The organism is Streptomyces sp. NPDC018029, from assembly GCF_044327655.1.
In the GTDB taxonomy this organism is placed as follows: Bacteria; Actinomycetota; Actinomycetes; order Streptomycetales; family Streptomycetaceae; genus Streptomyces.
This window is the reverse complement of the sequence record NZ_JBIRFV010000010.1, coordinates 186,592-210,486: the sequence shown is the minus strand read 5'-3', so window position 1 is coordinate 210,486 and position 23,895 is coordinate 186,592. Positions and strand designations below refer to the sequence as shown.

Sequence of the window (23,895 nt, the reverse complement as noted above, 5' to 3'; positions counted from 1 at the left end):
GTATGCGTCCACCCCCCTCGAATGAGAGCGAAGAAGCGAAGAGATGCACTCTCCCGTCGCACACAACTCCGCCCCTCTTACCCCTGTCCCTCCCACCCCCACCCCTCTCAACTCCGCCCCTCTCGGCTCCACCCTCCCCGGCCTCGTCGGGAACACCCCCGTCCTGCACGTCTCCCAGCCCTTCACCCCGCCCGGCCGCGGCTTCTGGGCCAAGCTGGAGGGGTTCAACCCAGGCGGCATCAAGGACCGCCCCGGACTGCACATGGTCGAACGCGCTCGAGTCCGCGGCGAGTTGCAGCCCGGCCGCCGTATCGTCGAGTCGACGAGCGGCACGCTCGGACTCGGGCTCGCGCTGGCCGGTACGGTCCACGGGCACCCCGTCACCCTGGTCACCGACCCCGGCCTCGAACCGTCCATGACCCGGCTGCTCGCCGCCCACGGCGCCACCGTCGACATGGTGCCCGCGCCGCACCCGGCGGGCGGCTGGCAGCAGGCCCGCCGTGACCGCGTCGCCGAACTCCTCGCGGAAGACCCCGGTTCGTGGTGCCCCGACCAGTACGGCAACCCCGACAACGTCGCCGCCTACACCCCGCTGGCCCTCGAACTCGCAGCGCAGCTCGGCCACATCGACGTGCTGGTGTGCAGCGTCGGCACCGGCGGGCACTCCGCGGGCATCTCCCGCGTCCTGCGGCAGCTCTACCCCGAACTGCGCCTGGTCGGCGTGGACACCGTCGGCTCGACCATCTTCGGCCAGCCGGCCCGCCCCAGGCTGATGCGTGGCCTCGGGTCGAGCATCTACCCGCGCAACGTCGCGTACGAGCACTTCAGCGAAGTGCACTGGGTGGCGCCGGCCGAAGCCGTCTGGGCGTGCCGGAAGCTGGCGACGTCCCACTACGCGACCGGCGGCTGGAGCGTCGGCGCGGTCGCGCTGGTGGCGGGCTGGCTCGCCCGGACGCTCCCGCGCGACGCCCGGGTCGTCGGCGTCTTCCCCGATGGGCCGCAGCGCTACCTGGAGACCGTCTACGACGACGCGTACTGCGCCGAGCACGGCCTCCTGGGCGGACCTCCGGCACCCGAACCAGACGTCGTGAGCAGCTCCGGCGAGAAGGAGGTCAGCCGCTGGACCCGCTGCGCCACCGTCCACGATCCGCTCGTCGCGCCGACCGGGCGCAAGGCCGCGGAGGGTGAGGCGCGGTGAAGACGACCCTCACGCAGTTCCGCTCCTACGACCGGAGCGTCCGGCTGCTCCTGGCCAACCAGTTCACCATCAACCTCGGCTTCTACATGCTGATGCCCTACCTCGCCCAACACCTGTCCGGCACGCTCGGCCTCGCCGGCTGGCTCGTCGGACTCGTCCTGGGCGTACGCAACTTCAGCCAACAGGGCATGTTCCTCGTCGGCGGCACCCTCGCCGACCGGTTCGGCTACAAGCCGCTGATCGTCGCCGGATGCGTCCTGCGCACGGTCGGCTTCGCCACGCTCGGCCTCGTCGACTCGGTGCCCGCGCTGCTCGTGGCTTCCGCGGCCACCGGGTTCGCCGGGGCCTTGTTCAACCCCGCGGTGCGGGCCTATCTCGCCGCCGACGCGGGGGAGCGCCGCGTCGAGGCCTTCGCGCTGTTCAACGTCTTCTACCAGGCGGGCATCCTGCTGGGCCCGCTCGTCGGAATGCTGCTGACCGGCGTCGACTTCAGGCTCACCTGCCTGGTCTCGGCGGCGGTCTTCGCGCTCCTGAGCATCGTGCAGATCCGCGCGCTGCCCGCCCGCAGGGGCAACGACGCGGGGGACCGCGGGTCGGCCGCCGAGGACGGGATCGTCACGCAGTGGCGCGGCGTCGTCCGCAACCGTGCCTTCCTGCTCTTCTCGACCGCGATGATCGGTTCGTACGTCCTGACCTTCCAGGTCTATCTGGCCCTGCCCCTGGAGGTGCGGCGGCTCGGCGGCGACGGCGGGTCCGGCACCGTCGCCGTCGCGCTGCTGTTCGCGGTGTCCGGCCTCACCACCATCCTCGGACAGACGCGGGTGACGGCCTGGTGCAGGGAGCGGCTGTCGCCCGGACAGGCCCTGGTGCGGGGGCTGTTGTGCATGGGGTTCGCCTTCGTGCCGCTCCTCGTCGCGACGGCACTGCCGGTGCCCGGCGGGGGAGCCGGGCGGTGGCTGCTCGCCGCCGTACCGCCGATGCTGGCCGCGCTGCTGCTCGCGCTCGGGACGATGATCGCGTACCCCTTCGAGATGGACACCATCGTCCGGCTGTCGGGGGACCGGCTCGTCGCCACCCACTACGGCCTCTACAACACCATCTGCGGTGTCGGCATCACCGTGGGCAACCTGCTGACCGGGGCCGTCCTCGACGCCGCCCGCGAGGCGGGCATGTCGGCGCTGCCCTGGCTCGCGCTGCTCGTCCTCGGCCTCGGCTGCGCGGCCTCCCTCCACGGGCTGCACCGCGCGGGACGGCTGACCCGCACGGCTGCTGACGCGCAGCCCGCCGCGACCTGATCGACACAAGCGGGTTTCCGGCCGGCGCACCGCATCAAATCGGCGCGCCGGCCGGATCCAGGTCAACCGGACCCAGGTCAACAGATATGCCAGTCAACAGATTACGCGGAGTCGACGCCTCCGCTGCACGCGGCGCCCGGCTCCGGAGTCTGCGGGCCCTGCACGTACTTGCTGAAGAACTCCTTGACCCGCGGGTCCGCTGCGCTGTCGACGGTCAGCTGATGCCCCCAGGCCGACAGCATGATCGGGCTCCGCTGCTTAGCGACGGGACTCATGAGGCTGTACGGCGTCTTGGAGACCTTGTCGCCGAGCTTCTTGACGTCGGCGGCGGGGGCTTTGTCGTTGTACGTGACCCAGACCGCGCCGTGTTCGAGCGAGTGCACGGCGTTCTCGTTCGGTATCGCCTTTTCGTAGACCGAGGCGTCGCAGGTCATCCAGGCCTGGTGGTGGTTGCCGCCGACCGGTGGCGTCATCGGGTAGGTGACGGCCTTGGTGACGTGGTCACGGCCCAGCTTCTTCGCGTCCCAGGTCTTCTCGCCCCGCACGGGCTTCTTGGCCGCGGCGGAGTTCTGCTCCTCCTTGTCGTTGGCACGGTTGATGGCGTACGCGCCGAAGCCGATGAGCGAGGCCACGATCACCGTGCTCACGGTGACGGTGATGATGCGGTTCCGGCGCTCGCGCGCCTGTTCCGCGCGGCGCATCTCCTCCAGGCGGGCTCTGCGCTCGGCTGCGGCTGCCTTCTTGTTCGGCTTGTGGGCCTTGACCTTGGCCATGGGTGCTCCTTGTGGCCGCCGCACGGAGGCGCGGCGGCGGTGGTGGCGGTGGTGGCGGTGTCGGGGGATGCCTGTGCGGGGCAGGCCGAAGACGCGGGCCGCCCTGCCGGGATCCGTCTAGGTCCGCTGCACCTGGAGCATGTGGAGATCGGGAGAGCCGCGGTCCGAGGGCTGCTCGACCGCGGGGCCGGGCACCGAAAGCACCTCGGTATAGGGAGCCGGCCGGTCGAAGGCCGGCAGCGACGGGCCGCCTTGGCCGAGCACCGCCCGTACGTGGTGGGCGGCGGGAGAGCAACGCCGTTCATCGGGCGGGCAGTCGGCGTCCTTCGCGCGCGGCTCGCGGTCGTCGAGAGACGGCGCCCCGGCGACGGCCGTCGTGTGCCCGGTCCCCCGGTGGCCACCGTCGGGCGCGACGGGACCGAGGCACATGAACAACGCGGCCACGAGGGAGACGAGCGCAGCGAGCGACGCGACGCGGCACAAGGTGTGCCGGGCGGCGCCGGTCCACTGCGTCTGCCTCATGGCAGCGCATCGTAGCGATGCCGCACCAGGGACTCGAGGGGCACCCCACCCTGTCGCTCACTGCTGTCCCCGTACCGCCGTCACCAGCAGCGCCGTGCTGCGCAGGCGCAGGGCGCCGTCCTTCTCGTGGGGGCGCAGGATTTCCGTCAGGCGGTGGAGGGCGCGGGCCCGGGTGTCGGGTGTGGCCCGGCTCGCCAGGTGGCGTCCCGGTCCGGAGCCGAGGAGGAAGCCCGCGGCGTCGGCAGCGTCGCGGCCCCAAGTCCCGTACGCCTCCACGCGTGTTGCTCCGACACCCTCGAAACCGGCGGCGGAGAGGATCTCGCAGGTTCTGTCGACGTCCGCCAGGGAGAACATCCCCGGTCCGCCCGGCTTGCCGAAGCCTCCGATGGGGAGGAGGTCGCGCAGTTCGGCGAAGGCCTGGAGCCATTCGTTCTCCTCCGGGTACGCGCCACAGATGAACGCCGCGCGCCCGCCGGGGCGCAGCGCCCCGCAGATGTTGCCGAAGCCCGCCACCGGATCCGCGAAGAACAGCACGCCGTAGCGGCTGATCGCGACGTCGTATGCGGCGGGTGCCAGCGCGTGGACCTGGGCGTCCCCCTGCTCGAAGGAGACGTTGGCGATGCCCTCCCGCCGGGCGGTGTCGCGGGCCCGCGCCAGCATGGGCGCCGACAGGTCGAGCCCCAGGGCATGGCCGCCGCTCGCCCGGCGCGCGGCCAGCCTGGTCGTCTGCCCGGCGCCGCAGCCGATGTCCAGGACGCGGTCGTCCCGGCCGAGGGAAGCGGCGTCCAGGAGAGGGGAGTTCAGGCCTTCGTTCACCGCGTCCCAGCGGTCCTGGTTGCTGGCCCAGTGGTCCCCCTCGTAACCGTTCCATGCTTGCGCCTGTTCGGTGTTGACGATGTTCCGCATGCTCTGCCCCCTGGTGGGTGTCGTCGGTATGTGGCGGTGATCGGCGGTGTGGGGCGGTGGGTGGCCGCATGGGGAGATGGGCACCCGTCCGCGTTAGAATGGGCGCTCGCCCAAACAGTATGGGCGGGCGCCCATTCTGGCAATGGGGCAGTACGTAGCCAGGAGCCTTGAGCCTTGAGGAGAAGCCATGTCACCGCGTGGAGTCGCGATCCCCGACCTTCGTGAGCGGCTCTTCGACGCCGCCGAGCGGATCGTCGCCCGCGAGGGGGCCGCGGGGCTCACCAGCCGGGCCGTCACCACTGAGGCGGGCTGCGCCAAGGGGGTGCTGCACACGCACTTCGGCGGGGTGGATGCCTTCATCGCCGAGCTGGTGCTCGACCGGTTCGCGCGCACCGCGGCAGCGGCTCAGGGGCTTCCCGGGCGGGCGGGCCAGGACACCGTGGCCGCGAACCTCAACGGAGTCGCGCTCGCGCTCCTGGACTCCCTCGACCCCGGGGTCGTCGGCCTGGCCATGACCAGCAACACCACCTCCCAGCAGATCCGGGACGCGCTGGCCGAGGGCGCACCGGGCTTCGCCGCGATCCAGGAGTCGCTCGCCGCCTATCTGGACGCCGAACTCCGGCTCGGCCGCCTCCCGGTGGGCACCGACACCGCCACCACGGCGCTCGCCCTCGTCGGAACCGTCCACCACCTCCTGATGTCCGGCTGGGCCGGCACCCCTGACCCCCGCGGGCAGATTGAACGGCTAGTCGCTCTGCTCGTGCCGCAGTGAGGCTGCTCGGGCTGTTCGGGCCGCACGTCTCACTCGTCGCAGCACGCCGCCACGGACTTCGTGAGCCGGGGGCCCGCGAACCAGGTGCCGCTGACGAAGCGCATCGCCGGTCCGAAGCTCGCGGCCGCCGGCGGCCCGGTGAAGTGCAGGCCCGGCACGCTGGAGGCGAACCCCTTGTCCAGGACCGGAAATCCGCCGGTCCGCCGGAGATCCGCGCGGAGTTCGGGGGAGAGGAAGTCCAGCGCCTCGACGTGGACGCGGTAGCCGGTGGCGGCAAGGACGTGGTCGGACGTGACGGTGTGCGTGCCGCCGTCCGGTGTCGTGGTGTGGAGGGTGACGCCTCTCGCGTCCGCGTCCGCCGCCGTGATCCGCCGCTCCGTGAGGACGGGCACGCGGCTTTCCTCGAACCGTTCCCTGAGCCACCACGCCCCGCCCGGCCGCAGCCCCCGCTCGGCCAGCCGGAGCCGGGCGCCCGCGGGCAGCAGGCGGAACGCGGCCGGCCGGCGGGTCAGGCCGTACCGCCCCCAGGAGCGGCCCGCCGGGCTGTCCGGCTGCCACCGCGGGCCGGACGACGGCGGCGCGTCGAACCGTATGCGCGCGCCGGGGGCCAGCAGCTGGACGTCGGCGCCCGCCTCGTGGAGCAGGGTCGCGCTCTCCAGAGCGGACTGCCCGGCCCCGACCACGGTGACGCTGCGCCCGGCGAACGTGCCCGGATCGGTCTGCTGCGAGCTGTGCGAGATCCGGCCGAGGGCCGACGGCCCGCCGGACACGGCTGCCGCGAGGGGATCGGGCAGCTGGGCGAACCCGGTGAGGCCGGTGGCGACGACCACGGCGCAGGCCCGCAGCACCTCACCCGACGACAGCTTGACGCGGAAGCCGTCCGCGCCCCGGTCGACCGCCGCCACCCGCTCGTCCTCGACGCGGGGCACCAGTCGCTCCCGGAACCACCCGGCGTACCGGATGAACAGACTGACGGGCACCGGGTCGTGCTCGCCCGGCCTGCGTTCCCCGGCCTCGCGGCAGAAGTCGTGCAGGGTGAAGCCCTCGCGCGGGGTGGCGAGCGCGGATGCGGCGGGCGGCGTCCTCAGTTGCATGCCCGCGGGCATGCGCCGGGCCCAGTTCGCCACGGGGGCGCCGAAGGTCCGGACGGCCAGGCCGCGCGCCCGCAGATGTGCGGCGGCGGACAGGCCGTACGGGCCCGCGCCGATGACGACGACGGTCTTGGACATGGAGGTCCCTCCTGGGGCCGCCGCGGCGCGTGTTCTACGGGCAGGGCTCGGGCGGCGGCACCGGAATCAGCTGTGGAAGGTGCGGAGTCGGGCGGTCGCGCATGCGCGCGGGCGCCCCGGGGCCGCTCCCGTCTGTGCCGGCCGGCGCGGGGTGACGCGCTTCGGCACCGGTCAGACGACGGCGAGCGGCGGACGGACGGGCGGACCTCGCCGTACGACCGCGTCCGCGAGGAGGAGGGGGAGGGAGGGCGCGCGAACCGGCCGCCCCGCGCGGGGGACCGGGGCCGGCAGCGGCAGCGCGGCGGGCACCGGTGCGCGGAAGGGGCGCAGGAGGCGGACGAGGAAGGCCCACAGGAGACGCAGCATCTGCGCCAGGCGGCGGACGGGGGCTGCGGTCGGCCGGCGCGGGGCGCGGGGCTGGGCCTTGTGGAGGGCGCCGTGCTGGAGGCCGTGTCGGCTGCGGCGGTGGGCGGGCTCGCGTCGGGCGCTGCGCGGGATGGCCTCGCGTCGGGCCTCGTGTTGGGGCTCGCGCTCGGCGCTGTGGCGGATGTTGCGTGGGATGTCGTGCTGGGCGTCGTGTCGCGTGTAGCGCTGGGCGTCGCGTGGGCTGTTGCGCTGGACGTCGAGTTGCGCCTCGCGTCGGTCGGCACGCCGGGTGTCGCGCCGGGCCTCGCGTCGGCTGTCGCGCCGGGTGTCGTACGGAGCCTCGTCTCGGCCCTCGCGCCAGGCACCGCGCAGGATGCCGGCGAACGGGGCATCCGCGCCGTGCGTCGGCTCGGACCACCACGAGGCGGCGACCTGACCGGCGCAGAACAGGACGGTTGCGGCCACCGCCCGTACGTCCCAGGAAGCCGTCGACCCGAAGGCGAAGTGGTAGCCGGCCACGGCGAGGAGGGCGCTCGCCACGGAGAAGACCACGGACCGCGCCAGTTCCACCGGGCGCGCGCCCGGCGCCGGTCGCGCACCGTCCGTGGGACCCGCGCCCCTCACCGGACGCGCACCGTCCGCAGGACGTGTGCCCGGGGTCGGACCCGCGCCCGGCGTCGGACCCGTGCCCTGCCTCAGACCCGGGCCCTGCCTCGGACGCGCACCCCGCGCCAGCCGCGCGGTCGGCCCACGGCCGCCGTGCGACCGAGGGCGAGGCGTCGGTCCCGAAGTCTCCATGACTCACCCATCATGCGGCGTCAGCTCGCCGCTGTCACGTGGCGCGGGCCGTCCGCGGTCGGCAACTAGCCCTATACGTAAGGGAGTTGACGTTTCACATTCGCTCTGCGAGTCCGGCTCGGCCCGTGCCGGACAGGAGAGCGCCAAGGGCCGCCTGACCCACTCGGGTCACCAGAACGCGCCGTCACACGCCACCTCCGCCTTGAATGGACAGGTGACCGTGCCCCCCGACGACTGCCTCGCGCGCAACGAGTGGATCTGCGGTGAATACCTGAGCACCCGCCGCCAGATCCTGCTCGACGCGGTCGTCCAGCACCTGCAGCTGACCGGCCTCTCCGTCCTGATCGCGCTCGTCGTCGCCGTGCCGCTGGCCGTGCTCGCCCGCCGCTGGGGGTGGGCCGCGGGACCGGTCCTCGCGCTCACCACCGTCCTCTACACCATCCCCTCGCTCGCGATGTTCTCCCTGCTGCTCCCGGTGTACGGCCTCTCCGCGTCGCTCGTCGTCGCGGGTCTCGTCCTCTACTCCCTCACCCTGCTCGTGCGAAACATCCTCGCCGGCCTGCGCGCCGTCCCCGAGGACACCCGGCAGGCCGCCCGAGGCATGGGGTACGGCCCGATCCGCCTCCTGCTCACCGTCGAACTCCCACTCGCACTCCCCGCCGCCATGGCCGGACTCCGCATCGCCACCGTCTCCGCGGTCTCCCTGGTCACCATCGGCGCGATCGTCGGCTTCGGAGGCCTCGGCAACCTCATCTACACGGGCATGAACACGTACTTCAAGGCACAGGTCCTCGCCGCGTCCGTGCTGTGCGTCGTCATCGCCGTCGCCGCCGATCTGCTGCTGCTCGGCGTGCAGCGCGTCCTCACCCCGTGGGAGAGAGCACGGGCGGCCCGCTCATGAAGACACTCGGCGACGCCTGGGCGTGGCTCGGCGACTCCGCGCACTGGACCGGCGACGACGGCATCTGGCACCGGCTCACCCAGCACCTCGTCCTCACCGTCGTCTGTCTGCTGCTCAGCTGCCTCATCGCCCTGCCGATCGCACTCGTCCTCGGCCACCTCGGCAAGGGCGGCGCGCTCGCCGTCAACATCTCCAACGTCGGACGCGCCGTGCCGACCTTCGCGGTCCTCGTCCTGCTCCTCCTCACCCCGCTCGGCAAGTGGGGCGACGGGCCGACCGTCGTCGCACTCGTACTGTTCGCCGTACCGCCGCTGCTCACCAACGCGTACGTGGGCATGCGCGGCGTCGACCGCAGCGTCGTGCAGGCGGCGCGCGGCATGGGGATGACCGGGCGGCAGATGCTGTGGCGCGTCGAACTGCCGCTCGCGCTTCCGCTGGTGCTCAGCGGGGTCCGCATCGCCGCCGTGCAGCTCGTGGCCACCGCCACCATCGCCGCTCTCGCGGGCGGCGGCGGGCTCGGCCGGATCATCACGGCGGGCTTCAACCTGGCGAGCACCCCGCAGGTCGTGGCGGGCGCCGTCCTCGTGGCCGTCTTCGCGCTGCTCGTCGAAGGAGTCTTCGAAGTGGCCGAGCGGCTCGCGCCGGGCTGGACACGCGGACGGGGGAGCGCCGGATGAAGCGGCGCAGAGGGCTCGCCGCGGTCCTCCTCGTTCTCGTGGTCCTCGTGAGCGGCTGCGCGACCGGCCCCTCGCTGGAGAACCGGGGCGAGGTCACCGCGCCGCCGGGCGACAGCAAGAACCTCGTCGTCGGCTCCGCGGGCTTCACCGAGTCCGACCTGCTCGCCCAGATGTACGCGCTGCTCCTGAACAAGGCGGGATACGGCACCCGCATCCTGTCCGTCGCCAACCGCGAGCTCTACGAACCCGCCCTCGAGTCCGGCCAGATCGACGTCGTCCCCGAATACGCGGCGACCTTCGCGGACTGGCTCAACGCCAAGAAGAACGGAGCCGACGCGCCGCCGGTGGGCTCGCCCGACCTCGACAGGACCATGCTGGCCCTGCGCCGCCTCGCCACCCCGCGCGGCCTGACCGTCCTCGACCCCGGCAGGGCTGTCGACCAGAACGCCTTCGCCGTCGCCTCCTCCTACGCCGAGCAGCACCAACTCAAGACGCTCAGCGACCTGGGCAGGTCCGGCCTGAAGGTCCGCCTCGCCGCCGGCGACGAATGCGTGCAGCGCCCGTACTGCGCACCAGGGTTGAAGAAGGTGTACGGCATCGACATCACCCGGGTCGACCCCAAGGGCGTCGGCACCACCCAGGCCAAGAAGGCCGTGCAGGGCGGCCAGGACCAGATGGTGCTCACCACGTCGACGGACGCGACCCTCGACGACTTCGGCCTGGTGCTCCTCAAGGACGACAAGCACCTCCAGAACGCCGACTACCTCGTGCCCGTGGTCAACCGCTCCCGGGCGGGCAGCAAGGGTGTCGCGGCCGCGCTCGGCCGCCTCAACCCCGTCCTGACGACCGAGGACCTCGCCTCCATGAACGAGCAGGTGGACAGCTGGCGCCGCCTGCCACAGGACGTGGCACGCGCCTACTTGGAGGACAAGGGCCTCCTGTGAGCGCCCTAATAGGGGCGCGGGGAACTGCGCGCCCAGCCACAACCAGCCCGCAGCCAGAGAACCGCAGAAGGCGCCGCAGAGAAGGCCCCGCAGCCAGAGAACCGTCCAACCAGCGAAACGCCCAGCGGAGCGCCTACGCGTCGGCGACCGAGTCGAACTCCACCTGGTCCCGCGCCACCCCCTGCGCGTCCGCGTCCACCGAGCGCCGCAGCGCCTCGTGCAGCTTCGCCGGGGTCAGGACGCCGAGGAAGCGGGCGCCGTCCAGAACGGCGACCCAGCCCGCGTCGTGCTGCAGCATCACGCCGAACGCCTGCTTGAGCGGAGCACCGACCGGCACCCACGAGTTCATCCGGTGTGCCAGGTCGCCGACCGTGCCGCCGGTGCCGGCCAGCGCGACCTCGTCGAGGCCGACCCAGCCGTGCAGATCGCCGGCCTCGTCCAGGACGACGGCCCAGCGTGCCTCCTCCGCGCGCAGCCGGGCGGCGGCCTGCGCGGCGGGCTCGTCGAGGCGGGCGATCGGCGGCTCCTCCAGGTCATCGGTCTGGATCTCGGTGACGGAGAGCCGCTTCAGCCCCCGGTCGGCGCCCACGAACTCGGCGACGTACGGCGTCTCGGGCGCCCCGAGCACCGCCCCCGGCGTGTCGAACTGTTCGATGCGCCCCTGCCCGTACACCGCGATGCGGTCGCCGAGCCGGACGGCCTCCTCGATGTCGTGCGTGACCAGCAGCACCGTCTTGCGGACGGCCGCCTGCATCCGCAGGAACTCGTCCTGCAACTGCTCGCGCACCACCGGGTCGACGGCGCCGAACGGCTCGTCCATCAGGAGCACGGGCGGGTCGGCGGCCAGCGCCCTGGCCACGCCGACGCGCTGTCGCTGGCCGCCCGAGAGCTGCTCGGGATAGCGGGAGCCGTACGTCTTCGGGTCCAGGCCCACCAGGTCGAGCAGCTCCGCCGCACGGGCCCGCGCCTTCGCCTTCTTCCAGCCGATCAGGGCCGGGACGGTCGCCGTGTTGTCGAGGATCGTGCGGTGCGGGAAGAGGCCGACCTGCTGGATGACATAGCCGATGCGGCGGCGCAGGCGCACCGGGTCGACGTCGGCGATGTTCTCCCCGTTCACGAAGATGCGACCCGACGTCGGCTCGATGAGCCGGTTCACCATCATCATCGTGGTGGTCTTGCCGCAGCCGGAGGGGCCGACAAGGGTGACCAGTTCGCCCTCGGCGACCTCGAAGGAGAGGTCGTCCACGGCCGTCGTGCCGTCCGGGTAACGCTTGGTCACCTGCTCGAACCGGATCATGTCCTCACGCTAGCCGCGCCCGTCACTCACCGCTCATCAACACCACCTCCAGGGTGCGCGGACCGTGCACTCCCTCGACCCGGTCCAGCTCGATGTCGCTGGTCGCGGAGGGCCCGGAGATCCAGGTGAGCGGGCGGGCGGGGTCGAGCCGTTCGAGCGCCTGCGGCACGGAGGCGACTACCTGCTCCGGTACCCGTACGACACAGATGTGATGGTCCGGCACCAGGGTGATGCGGCGTCGGCCCTGGTCCGGGGAGCCGTCGAGCACGATCGTGCCGGTCTCGGCGACGGCCACCGCGCAGCCGGTCACGACGCTGTCGACCCGGTCCAGCTCCTGGGGCGTGCTCGCGGCCCGGTCGTGGACCCGGACCGGATCCGCTTCGGCCAGCCAGCCGGGCGGCAGCCCCGGCGGCACCAGCACGGTCTGCGCGCCGCGCTCGGCGAGCAGCCGCATGAGCGTCGTCGGGAGCTCCGCGCGGGTGGTGCGGTGCACGATCGCGCGGTACTCCGCGAGGTTCTCGGCGAGCAGGTCGACGGTCTCTGCGGTGCTGCGGCTGCCGTGCTCGCGGAGGTAGCCGCGCTCGACCGCGTCTCCGTACGCGACGGGGGCGTCCTTCGGCACGTCGGCCAGGGCGCGGCGCACCCGGCCCAGGATCCGGTCCCTGCTGCTCACTTCGCCGCTCCTCCGTTCGTCCGCTGCCACCAGTCGCGGAAGGACTCCGCCGGGACCTTCGGCAGGTCCCTGGTCGCGCTCCAGGCCCGCCCGGGCCCCGGCAGCGTGCGCGGATGGAGCCGCCGGGTGCGCGACGCGAGCCGCTGGCCCGCGCGCAGCGCACCGGGGCGGGCGAACGCCAGGCCCGCCGCGCGCATCGCCGCCCGCTCCGCCGCGTGCCCCTTGGCGGGTTGCAGCGTCACCTTGTTGCCGTGCCGTGTCACCTCGCCGCCCTGCACGACCCGCTCCCTCAGGTGCACGAGGACCTCGGGGATGTCGATGGCGACGGGACACACCTCGTAGCAGGCGCCGCAGAGCGAGGAGGCGTACGGCAAGGAGGCGTCGATCTCGCTTCCGGTGCCCCGGAGCTGGGGGCTGAGGATCGCGCCGATCGGGCCGGGGTAGACCGAGCCGTACGCGTGCCCGCCCGCCCGCTCGTACACCGGGCACACGTTGAGACACGCCGAGCAGCGGATGCAGCGCAGGGCCTGGCGGCCCACCTCGTCGGCGAGGGTGTCGGTGCGGCCGTTGTCGAGGAGGACCAGGTGGAAGGTGCTGGGGCCGTCCTGATCGGCGGTTCCGGTCCACATCGAGGTGTACGGGTTCATGCGTTCGGCCGTCGAGGAACGGGGGAGCGTCTGCAGGAAGACCTCCAGGTCGCGCCAGGCCGGCACGGTCTTCTCGATGCCGACGACGGAGATCAGCGTCTCGGGGAGGGTCAGGCACATCCGGCCGTTGCCCTCCGACTCCACGACGACCATCGTGCCGGTCTCGGCGACCATGAAGTTCGCCCCGGAGATGCCGACCTTGGCGCGCAGGAACTTCTCGCGCAGGTGGCGGCGGGCCGCCTCGGCGAGCTCGGCCGGGGTGTCGCTCAGCCCCTCCGGGGCCGGGCGGCCCCAACGGCTCATCTCCCGCGCGAAGATGTCACGGATCTCGCCGCGGTTGCGGTGGATGGCGGGGACCAGGATGTGCGAGGGGCGGTCGTCGCCGAGCTGCACGATGAGTTCGGCCAGGTCGGTCTCGTAGGCGTGGATGCCCGCGGCCTCCAGGGCTTCGTTGAGGCCGATCTCCTGCGTGGCCATCGACTTGACCTTGACGACCTCGGACTCGCCCGTCTCCTGGACGAGCCGGGTCACGATGCGGTTGGCCTCGTCTGCGTCGGCCGCCCAGTGGACGGTGCCGCCCGCCGCCGTCACCGACTCCTCCAGCCGGACCAGGTAGTGGTCCAGGTGACGGAGCGTGTGGTCCTTGATCTGCCGGCCCGCCTCGCGCAGCGCGGCCCAGTCGTCCAGCTCGGCGACGGCGCGGGCCCGCTTGTCGCGGATGGTGTGGGTGGCGTGCCGGAGATTGGCGCGCAGGGTGGTGTTCCCGACGGCCTCGCGCGCGGCCGCAGGGAAGGCCGGCATTCCGAGGTACGTGCCGGTCGTGCCGCTCATGACAGGGGCTCCTCTTCCGTGCTCGCCAGGATCTCCGCGATGTGGACGGGGCGCACGGCCGTGCGCAGCCGGGTCATCGTGCCGCCGATGTGCATCAGGCACGAGTTGTCCGCCGCGCACAGCACCTCGGCGCCGGTCGACTCGGCGTGGCGCACCTTGTCGGCGCCCATCGCCGCCGAGACATCGGAGTTCTTCACGGCGAAGGTGCCGCCGAAGCCGCAGCACTCCTCGGCGCCGGGCAGCTCCACCAGCTCGAGTCCCTTGACCGCTCGGAGAAGCCGCGTGGGCCGGTCGCCGAGACCGAGGGAACGCAGCCCGTGGCAGGTCGGGTGGTACGTGACCTTGTGCGGGTAGTACGCGCCGACGTCGGTGACTCCGAGGACGTCCACCAGAAATTCCGTCAGCTCGTACGTCTTGGGGACGACGGGGGCGAGCGTGTGCGCGAGCCCTTCGCCACGGCCCTCGGCGCGTGCCCGCTCGCCCATGCGCGGATACAGCTCCCGCACCATCGCCCCGCACGATCCCGACGGTGTCACGACCGCGTCGTAGGCGTCGGACCCGAATACATCGGAGAAATGCCGGGCGAGTGGCTCTGCCTGATGGCGGTAGCCGGTGTTGTAGTGCGCCTGCCCACAGCAGGTCTGCGCCATCGGGAAGTCGACGTCAACTCCCAGCCTGGTCAGCAGTTTCACCACTGAGCGGCCCGTGTCCGGATACAGCGTGTCGTTGACACAGGTCAGGAACAGGGCGACACGCATCGCGGGTTCCTCCTAGTCGGTCATCGGATGGGTGCAGCGTACGCGGGCGGGGACCGCGGGGGAATCATCGGCGGTCACCCGGTGAGCGGGCTCGGCCGGCTGCATATCCGCAGACGGTCCTCGGCGGCCTGCCACCGTGCGGTGCCGCCGCGTGGTTCGTAGCGCGTCGGGGGCATGCTGTGGGCCACCAGGGCGCGTGCCTCGGCGCGGTCCGAGATGAGGCCGTGGGCGCGGGCCTGCACGAGGATGTTGCCCAGGGCGGAGGCTTCCGCGGGACCTGCCAGGAGCGGCAGACCGCAGGCGTCCGCGGTCAGTTGGCACAGCAGCGCGTTGCGGACGCCGCCGCCGACCAGGTGGATGACGTCGACCGTGCGCCCGGTCAACCGCTGGGCGTCCGCCAGGGCCCGCCGGTGCGCGAGTGCCAGGGAGTCCAGAACGCAGCGGACCGTCTCGGCGGGGGAGGCGGGCACCGGCTGCCCCGAGGCGCGGCAGGCCTCGGCCATCCGTTCCGGCATCCGGCCGGGCGCCAGGAACTCGGGGGAGCCCGCGTCCACCACCGAACGCAGCGGCTCGGCCTCGGCCGCCGCGGCGAGCAGCGCGCCAGGGTCGGTCATGCGCCAGGCACGCAGGCACTCCTGCAGCAGCCAGAGCCCCATGATGTTGCGCAGATACCGGACGGTGCCGTCGATACCCAGCTCATTGGTGAAGTTGGCCTTCCGGCTCTCCTCCGTCAGGACGGGCGCGTCCAGTTCGAGCCCGGCGAGCGACCAGGTGCCGGTGCAGAGGTACGCGAAGCGGGCGCTGTCGGCCGCGGGCACGGTGGCCACGGCGGACGCGGTGTCGTGCGAGGCGACGGCCGTCACGGGGATGTCGCCCGCCAGACCGGTGTCCGCCAGGACGTGGGGCTCCAGAAGGCCCGCCGGGTCCCCTGGCTGCCTCAGGGGTGGGAACAGGCCGACGTCGATGCCGAGACGGCCGGCCACCTCGTACGACCAGTCGCGGGTGCGCGGGTCGACGAGCTGCGTGGTGGAGGCGTTGGTGAGCTCGGTGCCGAGCTGCCCGGTCAGCCAGTACGCGAGCAGGTCCGGGATGAGCAACGCATGGCGGGCCGCGGCGAGTTGGGGTGTGCCGTGGGCGGCCGTGAGCTGGTACAGGGTGTTGAAGGGTGCGTACTGCAGCCCCGTCGCTCCGTACAGCTCGGCGGCCGGGACGCGTGCCCACACCTGGTCGGCGATGCCTTCCGTGCGGCGGTCGCGGTAGTGCACCGGGTTGCCGAGGAGGGCGCCGTCGGCGTCCAGCAGGCCGTAGTCGACGGCCCAGCTGTCGATGCCGACGGATGCCACCTGTCCGGCGGCGCGCAGTCCGTCGAGCACCCCTGCGTAGAGCGCGAGGATGTCCCAGTGCAGGGTGGGGCCCGTGCGCACGGGGGTGTTCGGGAAGCGGTGCACCTCCTCCACATCGAGGCTGCCGGGCCCTACCCGGCCGACCATGACGCGCCCACTGGACGCGCCCAGGTCGACCGCGGCGAAGCGGGGGGATGAGCTAGGGGTCATGAGGGCTCACAGGGTCGGTGGGCGGGACGGGAGGGAGGGGGGAAGGGCCGGGCGATCGGTGGGCTCAGCGCAGGAAAGCCGCCGCCACACCCGCGTCCACCGGTATGTGCAGACCCGTCGTGTGCGAGAGGTCTCCGCCCGTCAGGGCGAACACCGCGTTCGCCACGTGCTCCGGCAGGACCTCGCGCTTGAGGAGGGTCCGCTGTGCGTAGAACGCGCCGAGCTCGTCCTCCGGCACTCCGTACACCGCCGCCCGCTGGGCGCCCCAGCCGCCGGCGAAGATGCCCGAACCGCGCACCACGCCGTCCGGGTTCACGCCGTTGACCCGGATCCCGTCGGCACCCAGCTCCGCTGCCAGCAGGCGGACCTGATGGGCCTGGTCGGCTTTGGTCGCGGAATAGGCGATGTTGTTCGGGCCGGCGAACACCGCGTTCTTCGAGGCGATGTACACGATGTCGCCGCCCATGCCCTGCGCCCGCAGCACGCGGGCCGCCTCCCGCGAGACCAGGAAGGAACCGCGCGCCATCACGGAGTGCTGGACGTCCCAGTCGTGGGCCGTGGTCTCCAGGAGTGGCTTGGACAGGGAGATGCCCGCGTTGTTGACGACGAGGTCCACGCCGCCGAAGGCGAGGGCCGCCGCTTCGAATGCCGCGGTGATCTGGGCCTCGCTGGTCACGTCCATGGTGACGGCGAGCGCCGTGTCCCGCCCGCCCAGTTCGTCGGCCACAGCGGTCGCGCTCCGGGTGTCCAGGTCGGCGACGACCACGCAGGCACCCTCGGCGGCGAGACGGTGCGCGATCGCCCTGCCGATGCCGCTGCCCGCGCCCGTCACGAGGGCCACCCGGGTCGCCAGGGGCTTCGGTGCAGGCATACGGCGCAGCTTCGCCTCCTCCAGCTCCCAGTACTCGATGCGGAACTTCTCGGACTCCTCGATCGGCGTGTAGGAGGAGACGGCCTCCGCGCCCCGCATGACGTTGATCGCGTTCACATAGAACTCGCCCGCCACGCGCGCGGTCTGCTTGTCCTTGCCGAAGCTGAACATGCCCACGCCCGGCACCAGGACGATCGCCGGATCGGCGCCCCGCATCGCGGGAGAGCCGGGCTGGGCGTGCCGGGCGTAGTACGCCGCGTACTCCGTGCGGTAGTCGGCGTGGAGCTCCCGGAGGCGGTCGGCCGTCTCGTCCAGGGGTGCTGTCGGCGGCAGGTCGAGGAGCAGTGGCCGGACCTTCGTGCGCAGGAAGTGGTCGGGGCAGGAGGTGCCGAGGGCGGCGAGCCGCGGGTGTTCGGCGCGGGAGAGGAAGTCAAGGACCGGTGCCGTGTCGGTGAAGTGGCCCACCTGTGGGTGGTCCTGGGAGGCCAGGCCCCGGATGACGGGGGCCAGCGCGGCCGCGCGCGCGTGGCGCTCGGCGGTGGGGAGCGGACCGAACCCCGCGAGCTCCGCGCCGAACGGGTCCCGCCTGCCGCGCTCGGCGAGGAAGCGCTCCGCAGTACGGATCATGTGCAGCGAGTTGCGCGCGCACTCCTCCGATGTGTCCCCCCACGCGGTGATGCCGTGCCCGCCCAGGACGCAGCCGATCGCTTCCGGGCGCTCCGCCCGCACGGCCGCGATGTCCAGGCCCAGCTGGAACCCGGGGCGGCGCCAGGGCACCCACGCCACCGTGTCGCCGAAGCACTCGGTGGTCAGCTTCTCGCCGTCGGCCGCGCAGGCGAGCGCGATACCGGAGTCGGGGTGCAGGTGGTCGACATGCGCCGCCTCGACCAGGGCGTGCATCGCCGTGTCGATGGACGGCGCGGCACCGCCCTTGCCGTGCAGGCAGTAGTCGAACGCCGCGACCATCTCGTCCTCGCGCTCCACGCCCGTGAACACCCCTGTGAGGGCGCGGAGTCGGTCCAGCCGCAGCACCGCGAGGCCCGACTCCCGCAGCGTGCCGAGATCGCCGCCGGAGCCCTTGACCCACATGAGGTCGACGGCGTCGCCCGTCACCGGGTCGGGTGCGGTGCCCTTCGCCGACGCGTTCCCCCCGGCATAATTCGTGTTGCGCGGGTCCGCGCCCAGCGTGTGGGCGCGGTCCAGCAGTTCCGTGACGCAAGTGTGCCGCTCCATGCCGCTCATGCCCCCCATCCGGCCTGCACGCCGCCGACGCGCTCCTTGACGATCTGCTCCTGCCAGCCTGACCGCTCATAGGCCCCGAGCGGATCAGGGGCGAGCCCCGACTCCTCCCTGACTTCCGCCAGTAGGGGGCGCACGTCGGTGTTGTACGCGTCCATCAGCGCCCCGTTCGCCGCGAGCACGTCGCCCGCGCGCTGCGCGGCCGTCAGCGCCTCGACGTCCACGAGCAGCGCCTTCGCCGTGGCCTCCTGCACGTTCATCACCGAGCGGATGATCGCGGGGATCTTCGCCTCGATGTTGTGGCACTGGTCGAGCATGAACGCGACACCCGGCCCCTCGGAGGCGCTCGCCGCGGGCCCTTCGGAGATGCGCGCCCCCGGCCCGTCGGGGGTGCTCGCCGCGAACGCGCCGCCGCGCACCACCTCGTACATGATCCGGAAGAGCTGGAAGGGATCGGCCGCGCCGACCATCAGGTCGTCGTCGGCGTAGAAGCGCGAGTTGAAGTCGAAGCCGCCGAGTCTGCCCTCGCGCAGCAGCGTCGCCACGATGAACTCGATGTTGGTGCCCGGCGCGTGGTGGCCGGTGTCGACGACGACCTGAGCCTTGGGGCCCAGCTTGAGGCAGTGCGCGTACGCGGTGCCCCAGTCGGGGACGTCGGTGGCGTAGAAGGCCGGCTCGAACAGCTTGTACTCCAGGAGCATCCGCTGGCCGTCGCCGAGCCGGTCGTAGACCGTGCGAAGCGCCTCCGCCAGGCGTTCCTGCCGGTCGCGCAGGTCGTCCTGGCCGGGGTAGTTGGTGCCGTCGGAGAACCAGAGCTTGAGGTCCTTCGAGCCGGTCGCGTCCATGACGTCGACGCACTCCAGGAGGTGGGCGACGGCCTTGCGCCGGACGGCCGGGTCGGGGTTGGTGACCGAGCCGAGCCGATAGTCGTCGTCCTGGAAGACGTTGGCGTTGATCGCGCCGAGGCGCAGGCCGCGCTCCCTGGCGTACTCGGCGAGCGCGCCGTAGTCGTCGACGCGGTCCCAGGGGATGTGCAGGGCGACGGCGGGCGCCACGCCGGTGTGCGCGTGCACGCGGGCGGCATCGTCCAGCTTCTCGCGTGTCGTGCGCGGGACGCCTGGCTGCGCGAAGACCTTGAAGCGCGTGCCGGAGTTGCCGTACGCCCAGGACGGTGTCTCCAAGACCTGGGTGGTGAGTGCCGCTTTCACGGCGTCCTTGCTGGGTCCGGCGGTCATCGCGCAGCCTTCCGAAAGATGGTTCGAGTGGGGCAGTCGTCGGTGGAGAAGTGGTGGGTTCCGGAGGCCGCGGTGTAGACGGCGTTTAGTGACGGGCCCGTGGACCGAGTCGAAGCGGCCTTCCGCCTCCGTCGCCTTGCCGTCCGGGCGCGGCCGGACGAGGACCTTGCGGAAGCCCGGTTCGCGAGCACGGGCCGGCGCCGGTTGTCGGTGGCTCTGTCGGCCTCGGTGTGCGCCACGCGCGTGCTGTTCACGTACGCGGTGAGCCCGTCGTCAGTCGTGAGGGCGAGGCGCGCCCGCCGCATGCCCGTCGGTGCCTCGAAGCGTCCGCGGAACCACCGTTTGGCTGCGGGGCGTTGTTCACTGGTTCCCCTTCGGGGAACCAGATCCAGGAGGCGTCGTCCAGGGCGGGGGGTGCCGACGAGCGCGGCGGGCGCGCCGATACAACGCGGCGCTTCCTGGCGTCCCAGACGCGGGCCGACCATAAGTGGCGTGGGCGCGCTTTGAGTTGTGGGCCGCCGTCCCACACGTCGGGCTCGTCGAGGCGGTCCGGAGCGGTGGCGGGCGTGGCTGTCGCGGCGGCGGTGGTACCTGCGACGGCCGTGCCCAGGGAGATGGTGCCGGTGGTGCCGATGGTGCCGAGCAGTCGTCTTCTGCTGATCACAACGGAGCTCCGTAACGACTCGCGGATGAATCGTTTCACGCACGGCGAAGCTAGGCACAGGGGTGACGGCTGTCAAGGGGGTGAGTAAGGGAGGGCTCATCGCTCACCTCGCGTCGGCTGCTGCGTTCTTAGGGAAAAGTCTCTGCCGCCGTCGCGCTTCTCAAGTCCCGCCCATTGACGGTGCAGTTGGCGCGGGTCTAGCTTCCCTGGGACCCGGTTGAAACCTTTCACCCTGATCGGTGCTGCCCGTGAGAGAGCCCCCGCCCTGGCCGCGCACGCCCTGAACAGGTCCTTCGGCGCCGTACGCGCCTTCGAGCCGAGGCATCTCAGTACGCTGGGCCGCACGGCCGGCCACGGTCGAACGGCAGGATGTCGAACGGCAGGATGGAGCACCTGGAACGCATGGTCGGCATCAAAGACGTGGCGAAGCACGCCGGAGTGTCGGTGGGCACCGTGTCGAACGTGATCAACCGCCCGGACATGGTCTCCGAAGAGACCCGGCACCGGGTGCTCGCGGTCATCGACAGGCTCGGCTATGTGCGCAGCGAATCGGCACGCCAGCTGCGCGCGGGCCGCAGCCGCATCATGGCGCTGCTCGTCCTCGACATGGGCAACCCCTTCTTCGTGGACGTCGCCCGCGGTGCCGAACGGGCCGCGCGCGAGGCGGGACTCCGCGTCATGGTGTGCAACAGCGGACAGAGCCCCTCCGAAGAGGCCGAGTACCTCGCGCTCTTCGCCGAGCAGCGCGTGCACGGCGTCCTGCTGACGCCCGCGGACGCGACCGGCCGCAACATCGAGGCCTTCCGCAGGCACGGCATTCCGTTCGTCCTCGTGGACCGGGTCGCCGAGGGCGCCACCGAGTGCTCCGTCTCCGTGGACGACGTGATGGGCGGCGCGCTCGCCGTCCGCCACCTCGTGGACGCGGGGCACCGAGGCATCGCGTACGTGAGCGGCCCGCCCGGACTCAACCAGGTCAAGGACCGGCGCGAAGGCGCGCTCCAGGCGCTCGCCGAGGCGGGTCTGGATGCGTCGGCGCTGCGGGAGCTGCCCACCGAACGCCTCGACGTGGCCGCGGGACGCGACGCGGGGGCCCGCATCCTCGGCCTCGCCGAGCGGCCGACCGCCGTCTTCTGCGCCAACGACCTGCTGGCGCTCGGGGTGCTCCAGGCGATGTACGCGGCGGGCGTGCGGGTCCCCGAGGACATCGCGATCGTCGGCTACGACGACATCGAGTTCGCGGCCGCCGCCGTGGTGCCACTGACCTCGGTGCGCCAGCCCGCCGTCACCATGGGCGCGATGGCTGCGGAGCTGCTCCTCGACGAGACGAAGCAGACGAGGCAGATGAGGCAGCCGAGCGAGACGGGGGAGAGGGCGGCGACCGGGGAGGGCGAGGGGCCCGCGGGCGCGCACGAGCACCGGCGCGTGGTGCTCGTGCCCGAGCTGGTCGTGCGCCGCTCCAGCCTGCCGCCCCGCTGACCGGCGGCAGCCGCGCCCGCAGCCCGGGCGCGTCCGCGGGTAACGGCCCCGAAGCCCGTAGACGCGGCCCATGTGCTGGACTGGGCACCGAACACATGTACCCGCCACGTCGTCCAGGAGCAGCCTTGACCCTCACGTACCGCCAGCCGGGCGTCGTCCTCACCGACCGTCGCTTCAGCGTGCCGCTCGACCACGACGATCCGGCGGGGGAACGGATCGAGGTCTTCGCGCGCGAAGCCGTGTCGGCGTCCAAGGGCGGCGCGGACCTGCCCTGGCTGGTGTACCTGACGGGCGGCCCCGGCTTCGGGGCGACCCGTTTCCACGGCAGGGAGTCGTGGCTCGACCGCGCTCTCGACGACTTCCGCGTCCTCCTCCTCGACCAGCGCGGCACCGGCGCCTCCACGCCCGCCAACCGCCAGACGCTCCCCCTGCGCGGCGGCCCCCGCGAACAGGCCGACTACCTCGCCCACTTCCGTGCCGACTCCATCGTCCGCGACTGCGAGGCGATCCGCGCCGAGGTGACCGGCGGCGCCCCCTGGACCGTCCTCGGCCAGAGCTTCGGCGGCTTCTGTACGACGCACTACCTGTCGGCGGCGCCCGAGGGCCTGTCCACCGCGCTGATCACCGGCGGCCTGCCCACGCTCGACGGCCACGCCGACGACGTGTACCGCGCCGCCTACCCGCGCATGGAGCGCAAGACCGCCGCGCACTACGCCCGGTACCCGCAGGACGTCGAGCGGGCCCGCCGCATCGCCGCCCACCTCGCCGAGCACGAGCCGGTCCTGAACGGCGGCTACAAGCTGACCGTCCAGGCCTTCCAGTCCCTCGGCATACTGCTCGGCGCCGGCGACGGCAGCCACCGCCTGCACTACCTCCTCGAAGACGCCTTCGTGCGCACACCGGCCGGGTTCGCGCTCTCCGACGCCTTCCAGGAGAACGTCCAGGCCGTCCTCTCGTACGCGGGCAACCCCCTCTTCGCGGTCCTGCACGAGGCGATCTACGGCCAGGGCGAGCGGCCCACCGCCTGGTCGGCCGAGCGGACGCGCGCCGAATTCCCGCAGTTCGACGCGGAGAAGACCCTGGCGGGCGACGCGCCGCTGCTGTTCACCGGGGAGGCCGTGCAGCGCTGGATGTTCGACACCGACCCCGCGCTGCGCCCGCTGCGCGAGACCGCCGACCTGCTCGCCGAGCGCACCGGCTGGCCACGCCTGTACGACACGGAGCGCCTCGCCGCGAACGAGGTGCCGGTGGCGGCGGCGATCTACCACGACGACCTGTACGTCGACACGGAGCACTCCCTGCGCACCGCCCGCGCCATCCGGGGCCTGCGCACCTGGGTCACCGACGAGTTCGAGCACGACGGGCTGCGGGCGAGCGGCCCGCGCGTGCTCGACCGGCTGCTCGCGCTGACGCGCGGCGAGGTCTGAGGCCCCCCGGCGTCTTCCGCTCCCGACGCCCAACTCGTTGTCGGACCCCGGGGTTAAGGTGAGAATCATGACCGAGCCGCAGCATTCAGCCACCCCCGCCGACCAGCTCCTTCCCATGCCCGAGGACTGGCGGCGCGCGCTCGCCGTCGTCGCCCACCCGGACGATCTGGAGTACGGGTGCGCGGCCGCGATCGCCGGCTGGACGGACGGCGGCCGCGAGGTCACGTACCTCTTGGCGACCCGCGGCGAAGCCGGCATCGACACGCTCGACCCGGCCACCTGCGGCCCGCTGCGCGAGCGGGAACAGCGGGCGAGCGCGGCCGTCGTCGGCGTGGACATTGTGGAGTTCCTCGACCACAAGGACGGCGTCGTGGAGTACGGCACCGCGCTGCGCCGCGACATCGCCGCCGCGATCCGCAGGCACCGCCCCGAGCTGGTCATCACGCTCAACCACCGAGACACGTGGGGCGGCGTCGCCTGGAACACGCCGGACCACGTGGCGGTCGGCCGCGCCACGCTGGACGCGGCGGCGGACGCCGGCAACCGCTGGATCTTCCCGGAACTGATCGAGGAGCGGGGCCTGGAGCCCTGGGACGGCGTGCGGTGGGTCGCCGTCGCCGGCTCGTCGACGCCCACGCACGCGGCGGACGCGACGGCGGGCCTCGACCGGTCGGTGGCATCCCTCCTCGAACACCGCACCTACATCGAGGCGTTGACCGACGAGGACCCGGAGAAGTACTGCCGTACGTTCCTCACGGGCAACGCCCAGGCGCTGGCGCCCCGCTTCGGCGGAAGACCGGCGGTGGGGTTCGAGGTCTTCAGTCGGTGAGCCCGCGCCCCTAG

The 23,895-nt window shown here is 72.5% G+C and carries 21 protein-coding genes and 1 pseudogene; 9 read left to right on the top strand and 13 right to left on the bottom strand.

What is annotated here, in order from left to right; translation table 11 throughout:
* Nucleotides 1–43 precede the first annotated feature (43 nt).
* Both ACH4D5_RS29345 and ACH4D5_RS29340 read left to right on the top strand, forming a co-directional pair.
* Nucleotides 44–1,198 (top strand): PLP-dependent cysteine synthase family protein, encoded by a 1,155-nt coding sequence (locus tag ACH4D5_RS29345; RefSeq protein WP_398308164.1) that lies wholly within the window; start codon nucleotides 44–46, stop codon nucleotides 1,196–1,198.
* Nucleotides 1,195–2,493: an MDR family MFS transporter gene (locus tag ACH4D5_RS29340; RefSeq protein WP_398308162.1), complete on the top strand. Its 1,299-nt coding sequence runs from the start codon at nucleotides 1,195–1,197 to the stop codon at nucleotides 2,491–2,493. Before ACH4D5_RS29345 ends, ACH4D5_RS29340 begins: the two co-directional genes overlap by 4 nt.
* A 101-nt stretch (nucleotides 2,494–2,594) precedes the next feature.
* On the opposite strand, the gene ACH4D5_RS29335 is transcribed toward ACH4D5_RS29340, so the two are convergent.
* From ACH4D5_RS29335 to ACH4D5_RS29325, 3 genes are all read right to left on the bottom strand, one after another.
* A complete protein-coding gene (locus ACH4D5_RS29335) occupies nucleotides 2,595–3,266 on the bottom strand; it encodes a DUF3105 domain-containing protein (RefSeq protein ID WP_398308161.1) in 672 nt (223 codons plus the stop codon).
* Between the two features lie 117 nt (nucleotides 3,267–3,383).
* Nucleotides 3,384–3,788 (bottom strand): hypothetical protein, encoded by a 405-nt coding sequence (locus ACH4D5_RS29330; protein ID WP_398308159.1) that lies wholly within the window; start codon nucleotides 3,786–3,788, stop codon nucleotides 3,384–3,386.
* A 57-nt stretch (nucleotides 3,789–3,845) separates the two neighbouring features.
* A complete protein-coding gene (locus ACH4D5_RS29325) occupies nucleotides 3,846–4,694 on the bottom strand; it encodes a class I SAM-dependent methyltransferase (protein WP_398308158.1) in 849 nt (282 codons plus the stop codon).
* A 187-nt stretch (nucleotides 4,695–4,881) separates the two neighbouring features.
* On the opposite strand from ACH4D5_RS29325, the gene ACH4D5_RS29320 reads away from it, so the two are divergent.
* On the top strand, nucleotides 4,882–5,466 hold the full coding sequence (locus ACH4D5_RS29320) for a TetR/AcrR family transcriptional regulator (RefSeq protein ID WP_398308156.1): 585 nt from the start codon (nucleotides 4,882–4,884) through the stop codon (nucleotides 5,464–5,466).
* Between the two features lie 29 nt (nucleotides 5,467–5,495).
* Here ACH4D5_RS29320 and ACH4D5_RS29315 read toward each other — a convergent pair whose 3' ends face one another.
* Entirely contained in the window at nucleotides 5,496–6,695 is a 1,200-nt protein-coding gene (locus ACH4D5_RS29315; RefSeq protein WP_398308154.1) for an NAD(P)-binding domain-containing protein, read from the bottom strand.
* 171 nt (nucleotides 6,696–6,866) lie between these two features.
* Nucleotides 6,867–7,631 carry a hypothetical protein gene (locus tag ACH4D5_RS29310; RefSeq protein WP_398308152.1) on the bottom strand — a complete coding sequence of 255 codons (765 nt, stop codon included), beginning with the start codon at nucleotides 7,629–7,631 and terminating at the stop codon, nucleotides 6,867–6,869.
* Between the two features lie 442 nt (nucleotides 7,632–8,073).
* On the opposite strand from ACH4D5_RS29310, the gene ACH4D5_RS29305 reads away from it, so the two are divergent.
* The 3 genes from ACH4D5_RS29305 to ACH4D5_RS29295 are packed head-to-tail and all read left to right on the top strand — an operon-like array spanning nucleotide 8,074 to nucleotide 10,381.
* Nucleotides 8,074–8,760 carry an ABC transporter permease gene (locus ACH4D5_RS29305; protein ID WP_398308150.1) on the top strand — a complete coding sequence of 229 codons (687 nt, stop codon included), beginning with the start codon at nucleotides 8,074–8,076 and terminating at the stop codon, nucleotides 8,758–8,760.
* Entirely contained in the window at nucleotides 8,757–9,437 is a 681-nt protein-coding gene (locus tag ACH4D5_RS29300) for an ABC transporter permease (RefSeq protein ID WP_398308469.1), read from the top strand. The genes ACH4D5_RS29305 and ACH4D5_RS29300 overlap by 4 nt, the downstream gene beginning before the upstream one ends.
* Nucleotides 9,434–10,381: an ABC transporter substrate-binding protein gene (locus tag ACH4D5_RS29295; protein ID WP_398308148.1), complete on the top strand. Its 948-nt coding sequence runs from the start codon at nucleotides 9,434–9,436 to the stop codon at nucleotides 10,379–10,381. Before ACH4D5_RS29300 ends, ACH4D5_RS29295 begins: the two co-directional genes overlap by 4 nt.
* A gap of 133 nt (nucleotides 10,382–10,514) precedes the next feature.
* Here ACH4D5_RS29295 and ACH4D5_RS29290 read toward each other — a convergent pair whose 3' ends face one another.
* From ACH4D5_RS29290 to ACH4D5_RS29255, 8 genes and pseudogenes are all read right to left on the bottom strand, one after another.
* Nucleotides 10,515–11,678, bottom strand: coding sequence for an ABC transporter ATP-binding protein (locus ACH4D5_RS29290; RefSeq protein WP_398308146.1), 1,164 nt, complete (start codon nucleotides 11,676–11,678; stop codon nucleotides 10,515–10,517).
* A 22-nt stretch (nucleotides 11,679–11,700) separates the two neighbouring features.
* A complete protein-coding gene (locus tag ACH4D5_RS29285; protein WP_398308144.1) occupies nucleotides 11,701–12,351 on the bottom strand; it encodes a lactate utilization protein C in 651 nt (216 codons plus the stop codon).
* A complete protein-coding gene (locus tag ACH4D5_RS29280) occupies nucleotides 12,348–13,829 on the bottom strand; it encodes a LutB/LldF family L-lactate oxidation iron-sulfur protein (protein ID WP_398308142.1) in 1,482 nt (493 codons plus the stop codon). The genes ACH4D5_RS29285 and ACH4D5_RS29280 overlap by 4 nt, the downstream gene beginning before the upstream one ends.
* Nucleotides 13,826–14,587: a (Fe-S)-binding protein gene (locus ACH4D5_RS29275; RefSeq protein WP_398308140.1), complete on the bottom strand. Its 762-nt coding sequence runs from the start codon at nucleotides 14,585–14,587 to the stop codon at nucleotides 13,826–13,828. Before ACH4D5_RS29275 ends, ACH4D5_RS29280 begins: the two co-directional genes overlap by 4 nt.
* A 74-nt stretch (nucleotides 14,588–14,661) precedes the next feature.
* Nucleotides 14,662–16,140 carry a rhamnulokinase family protein gene (locus ACH4D5_RS29270; protein WP_398308138.1) on the bottom strand — a complete coding sequence of 493 codons (1,479 nt, stop codon included), beginning with the start codon at nucleotides 16,138–16,140 and terminating at the stop codon, nucleotides 14,662–14,664.
* 64 nt (nucleotides 16,141–16,204) lie between these two features.
* Complete coding sequence (locus tag ACH4D5_RS29265) at nucleotides 16,205–18,244, bottom strand: bifunctional aldolase/short-chain dehydrogenase (RefSeq protein ID WP_398308136.1); 2,040 nt, start codon at nucleotides 18,242–18,244, stop codon at nucleotides 16,205–16,207.
* Nucleotides 18,245–18,249: 5 nt separating this feature from the next.
* Nucleotides 18,250–19,485 (bottom strand): L-rhamnose isomerase, encoded by a 1,236-nt coding sequence (rhaI, locus tag ACH4D5_RS29260; protein WP_398308134.1) that lies wholly within the window; start codon nucleotides 19,483–19,485, stop codon nucleotides 18,250–18,252.
* Between the two features lie 99 nt (nucleotides 19,486–19,584).
* Nucleotides 19,585–19,659 (bottom strand): annotated as a pseudogene (locus ACH4D5_RS29255) (hypothetical protein); the annotation flags it as partial.
* Between the two features lie 883 nt (nucleotides 19,660–20,542).
* On the opposite strand from ACH4D5_RS29255, the gene ACH4D5_RS29250 reads away from it, so the two are divergent.
* The 3 genes from ACH4D5_RS29250 to ACH4D5_RS29240 all read left to right on the top strand — a co-directional run bounded on the left by ACH4D5_RS29250 (nucleotide 20,543) and on the right by ACH4D5_RS29240 (nucleotide 23,881).
* Nucleotides 20,543–21,625, top strand: a complete 1,083-nt coding sequence (locus ACH4D5_RS29250) for a LacI family DNA-binding transcriptional regulator (protein WP_398308467.1) — start codon at nucleotides 20,543–20,545, stop codon at nucleotides 21,623–21,625.
* A 125-nt stretch (nucleotides 21,626–21,750) separates the two neighbouring features.
* Complete coding sequence (locus tag ACH4D5_RS29245) at nucleotides 21,751–23,052, top strand: alpha/beta fold hydrolase (protein ID WP_398308132.1); 1,302 nt, start codon at nucleotides 21,751–21,753, stop codon at nucleotides 23,050–23,052.
* Between the two features lie 67 nt (nucleotides 23,053–23,119).
* Entirely contained in the window at nucleotides 23,120–23,881 is a 762-nt protein-coding gene (locus ACH4D5_RS29240; RefSeq protein WP_398308130.1) for a PIG-L deacetylase family protein, read from the top strand.
* Nucleotides 23,882–23,895: the final 14 nt, after the last annotated feature.

Bases quoted from the DNA above. Each gene is read 5' to 3' on its own strand.
- ACH4D5_RS29345 (WP_398308164.1), top strand. From the start codon at position 44: ATGCACTCTCCCGTCGCACACAACTCCGCCCCTCTTACCCCTGTCCCT.
- ACH4D5_RS29335 (WP_398308161.1), bottom strand. From the start codon at position 3,266: ATGGCCAAGGTCAAGGCCCACAAGCCGAACAAGAAGGCAGCCGCAGCC.
- ACH4D5_RS29330 (WP_398308159.1), bottom strand. From the start codon at position 3,788: ATGAGGCAGACGCAGTGGACCGGCGCCGCCCGGCACACCTTGTGCCGC.
- ACH4D5_RS29325 (WP_398308158.1), bottom strand. From the start codon at position 4,694: ATGCGGAACATCGTCAACACCGAACAGGCGCAAGCATGGAACGGTTAC.
- ACH4D5_RS29320 (WP_398308156.1), top strand. From the start codon at position 4,882: ATGTCACCGCGTGGAGTCGCGATCCCCGACCTTCGTGAGCGGCTCTTC.
- ACH4D5_RS29315 (WP_398308154.1), bottom strand. From the start codon at position 6,695: ATGTCCAAGACCGTCGTCGTCATCGGCGCGGGCCCGTACGGCCTGTCC.
- ACH4D5_RS29300 (WP_398308469.1), top strand. From the start codon at position 8,757: ATGAAGACACTCGGCGACGCCTGGGCGTGGCTCGGCGACTCCGCGCAC.
- ACH4D5_RS29295 (WP_398308148.1), top strand. From the start codon at position 9,434: ATGAAGCGGCGCAGAGGGCTCGCCGCGGTCCTCCTCGTTCTCGTGGTC.
- ACH4D5_RS29290 (WP_398308146.1), bottom strand. From the start codon at position 11,678: ATGATCCGGTTCGAGCAGGTGACCAAGCGTTACCCGGACGGCACGACG.
- ACH4D5_RS29280 (WP_398308142.1), bottom strand. From the start codon at position 13,829: ATGAGCGGCACGACCGGCACGTACCTCGGAATGCCGGCCTTCCCTGCG.
- ACH4D5_RS29275 (WP_398308140.1), bottom strand. From the start codon at position 14,587: ATGCGTGTCGCCCTGTTCCTGACCTGTGTCAACGACACGCTGTATCCG.
- ACH4D5_RS29270 (WP_398308138.1), bottom strand. From the start codon at position 16,140: ATGACCCCTAGCTCATCCCCCCGCTTCGCCGCGGTCGACCTGGGCGCG.
- ACH4D5_RS29265 (WP_398308136.1), bottom strand. From the start codon at position 18,244: ATGGAGCGGCACACTTGCGTCACGGAACTGCTGGACCGCGCCCACACG.
- rhaI (WP_398308134.1), bottom strand. From the start codon at position 19,485: ATGACCGCCGGACCCAGCAAGGACGCCGTGAAAGCGGCACTCACCACC.
- ACH4D5_RS29240 (WP_398308130.1), top strand. From the start codon at position 23,120: ATGACCGAGCCGCAGCATTCAGCCACCCCCGCCGACCAGCTCCTTCCC.